General features: G+C 64.3%; 5 protein-coding genes. All 5 read left to right on the plus strand.

Annotation, left to right across the window (positions count from 1 at the left end; genetic code table 11):
- Nucleotides 1-298: transposase (locus ALLO2_RS22565; protein WP_035734644.1), on the plus strand; the 298-nt coding region annotated here is incomplete at its 5' end.
- 106 nt (nucleotides 299-404) lie between these two features.
- Nucleotides 405-1,316 (plus strand): acyltransferase, encoded by a 912-nt coding sequence (locus ALLO2_RS22570; protein ID WP_255353913.1) that lies wholly within the window; start codon nucleotides 405-407, stop codon nucleotides 1,314-1,316.
- A gap of 379 nt (nucleotides 1,317-1,695) precedes the next feature.
- The gene (locus tag ALLO2_RS23720) at nucleotides 1,696-2,508 is read left to right on the plus strand and encodes a transposase family protein (RefSeq protein WP_051875534.1); all 813 of its coding nucleotides are present in this window, start codon (nucleotides 1,696-1,698) and stop codon (nucleotides 2,506-2,508) included.
- A gap of 77 nt (nucleotides 2,509-2,585) precedes the next feature.
- Nucleotides 2,586-3,023 (plus strand): Gfo/Idh/MocA family oxidoreductase, encoded by a 438-nt coding sequence (locus ALLO2_RS28510; RefSeq protein WP_023842265.1) that lies wholly within the window; start codon nucleotides 2,586-2,588, stop codon nucleotides 3,021-3,023.
- Nucleotides 3,024-3,106: 83 nt separating this feature from the next.
- Nucleotides 3,107-3,357: helix-turn-helix domain-containing protein (locus ALLO2_RS22585; RefSeq protein WP_232235123.1), on the plus strand; the 251-nt coding region annotated here is incomplete at its 3' end.

A 3,357-nucleotide genomic window follows, 5' to 3' on the forward strand; every position in this document is an offset into this window, starting at 1 on the left:
TCCCATGATCGGTCTGGACAACAACCCGGCCGAGAGGATCATCCGCAAACCGGTGATCACACGGCGGAACACCGGCGGCTCCCGCACCGACGACGCCGCCCGCCGCGCCGCCACGATCTTCACCGTCACCGCGACCGCCGACCTGCACGGCCTCAACCCACTGACCTACCTGGCCGACTACCTCGACGCCTGCGGTCGCGCCGGCGCCAGAGCACCCACCGGGACGGACCTCGACCGGTTCCTGCCCTGGGCTGCCAACCCCGACGACCTCGCCCGCTGGNGGAAGCCTCCCGGCTGACCCAGCCACGCCAGCCCGACTCCAGCGGTGTCACACCCGGTGACACCNCCCGTCAGCATTCCCCCACGCGACTTCCGACTACTTACTGCAGATCAGGGTCGGTAGGATCTGGGAGAGGAGGCTGACGAAGGTATTTCCAAATCATCTTCTCACCTATGTCGCGGCAATAGTATGTTCCTTGGTCGCCGGAGTATCGCTCGGGGACTGGAGATGTCTCCCCGGTCTCTTTCTCGTGCAGTCCTGGTTCCCCCAGGGCGACATCGAGACCAGCGCCAATCCTGTAGCCTGGTCCCTGTCCTGTGAGCTTTTCTTCTACCTCTGCTTCCCCTTCCTTCTCCGGGCGATCAGAAGTATACCGGTGAACCTCCTGTGGTACTGGGCTGGCGCCGTTGCGGGGCTGGTCTGGTGTATGCCCCTGATCGGGCGGCTCATCCTGCCATCCAAACCGGCTCTCCCCTGGGCAGGGTCGGTCTCCACGTACGAATTCTGGTTCGTCTATGTATTCCCGCCGGCCAGATTGCCCGAGTTTGTTCTTGGGATGTTGATGGCATGCATCCTGTCGAGCGGCAGATGGGTCAGGTTGCCACTGACCGCTGTCGTGATGCTGACTCTCGGGGCGTACGCGCTTGCTCCCGAGGCGCCCACAATTTACAGCGTGGTAGCGGTGACGGTCATACCTCTGGCCCTCGTGATACCGGCGGTCGCCGTTCGCGATCTCGGTGATCGTCCCACATTTCTACGCAGCCGCGTCATGGTCCACCTGGGTGAGATCTCCTTCGCTTTCTACCTGTGGCACAGACTCGTCCTCAGCTTCGGACATCGCGCCCTGGGCGCCAGTGCACGATGGCCCGCCTGGGAGGTAGGCGGACTGGCGGCCATTGCTTTCGTGATAGTCCTGGTGCTGTCCTGGCTGACGTTCACACTGGTCGAGCAGCCGGCGATGCGCTGGATCTCCCGCAAGGAGTGGGCGTGGAGAGCGGACGCGGTCCGAGGACGGGAATCCGCTCTCACACCATAACCGGTGTCAGCCCGTTCGGGTTTCTGCGGCGAGCACATGACAGGCGGCAGCGGCATGCGAGAAACAGGGCGTTCGGCCTCGTCGATCAGCGCAACCGCAAGATTCGCGGAGGAGCGGCTCCCGGGAGTTTTTCGGAAACTTGTCATAGTCGATTTCGGAACGGATATCCGGCTGGTTCGGTCAGGCCCCGTATCGGTTCCCGCCAGCACGGGGAGCGGACAACCCGATCGAAACAGCCCGACCGACAGCGAACCGGGAATTCTCCCGCGTTCCGCCCGGCACTTCAGGAAATCCAACCTGCCATGGGCATGAGAGGCCCTCTTCGTGGAATGTGAGTCTTACCAAAGAAAACACATCGACCACGAAGAGGGTGCCTCCAGTGTATCGACTTCCCGGGCTGAGCCTGAAAGCTGCCGACGTCGTCGCCGCGATGGCCGAGCGGCACTTCCCCGACTGGCACCGCGCCCAGGGCCGTCCCCGCGATCTCGATCTCGTCGGCGCCCTGCGGTTGGCCCTGTGCCGGCTACGGCGCAACGCCACCTACCAGGAACTCGCCGAGGACTTCGGGATCGGGATCAGCACCGCCTGGACCTACCACCAGATCATGGTCGCCTTCCTCGCAGATACCCTCGGCACCACCACCGAAGCCCTGTCCCAGCAGGTCAAGGGCCTGGTCTGCCTGATCGACGGGACCCTGGTCCCGACGTTCGCCTGGCGCCACCGCACCGATCTTCTAGCCGGCAAGCACCGCCGCCACGGCGTCAACGTCCAACTGGCCGTCGACCTGCACGGGCGGATCCTCGCCGCCAGCCACGCCTTCCCGGGCAGCTGGCAGGATGTGCACTGTTTTCGCGAAGCCGGCTGGACACGGGTGGCGCGACGTTTCGGTGGCTGCATGACCGACCTCGGTTACGAAGGCGAACCCGCCGTCCACACCCCGCGGAAGAAGAAGCCCGGAACATCCCTGACCGGCTGGCAGAAACAACTCAACGCCGAGNTCGCGTCCGTCCGGGTCGCCGCCGAATGGGGAGTCGCTCACGCGAAGAACTGGCGAATCCTCACCAGCCNTTACCGCAGCGACCTCGGCCGTATCGATGCCGACATCCAGNCAGCCGTCGGCCTNCAGAAAATCAACGAACAGCAATCCGAGCGAATACTGAGCTTCGAGAGAATCAAGAGAGTTTCTGAATAACTTCGCTATCTACGCCACGTACCTGGCCGAAGAGTCAGGCAGCACTGGTTGGGACGGCCAACCTCAGCCGCCTCGTCGTGGTAGGTGGTCACGGGCTTGATCTCTTCCGTCAGATCATCGGAGACTTTTGCGAGGTGTCCGCAACTCTCGCAACCCGCCTGCCGGTCGCCGTCATAGCGGACTCNGGGGAGCGGAAACCGATCACAACGCCGGACCAGATCCTGGTTACCGGGACCCTGCGCTCGGGTGGCGTGGCTTCCGTGCACATTACAACCGGCAGTCCGATGGGCTCGGGTTATCGCTTCGAGGTACACGGGACGGCCGGGCGGCTACTGATGGTTGCGGATGGTGACTCATTGGTTGGCCCGCAGTTCATCGTGTATGGGAGTCAGTCACACGGGCAGATGAGACGGATCGAGCTCCCGCCGGAGTACCCTGCGGGGTCTCCGAACATACCGATACAGATCTTGAATGGTCGGGGTCTGTTTGATCACATCCGGTCTGTCCGGGTATGACCCGGCCGTGTCCGACGCTTGTATCGGGCATGAGGNATGCGGATGGTNGCGGGCTTACCGNGCAGGGTCGTGCCCGTCGGGAAGTGGTCCGGGTGCAGGCGGCGGACCTGTTCGCCGCCGGGGTCGATCCGGTCGAGGTCGCCGGGCGGCTGCGGGTGAGTACGAAGTCGGCCTACCAGTGGAAACGGCTCTGGCAGGCCGGTGGCACGGCGGCGCTGGCCTCACGAGGACCCAGTGGTGCGTCATGCCGCCTGTCGGACAGTCAGCGTGACCGGCTACGGGTCGAACTGGACCGCGGTCCGGCCGCGCACGGCTGGCCCGACCAGCGCTGGAC

The organism is Frankia sp. Allo2, assembly GCF_000733325.1.
Lineage (GTDB): Bacteria > Actinomycetota > Actinomycetes > Frankiales > Frankiaceae > Frankia > Frankia casuarinae.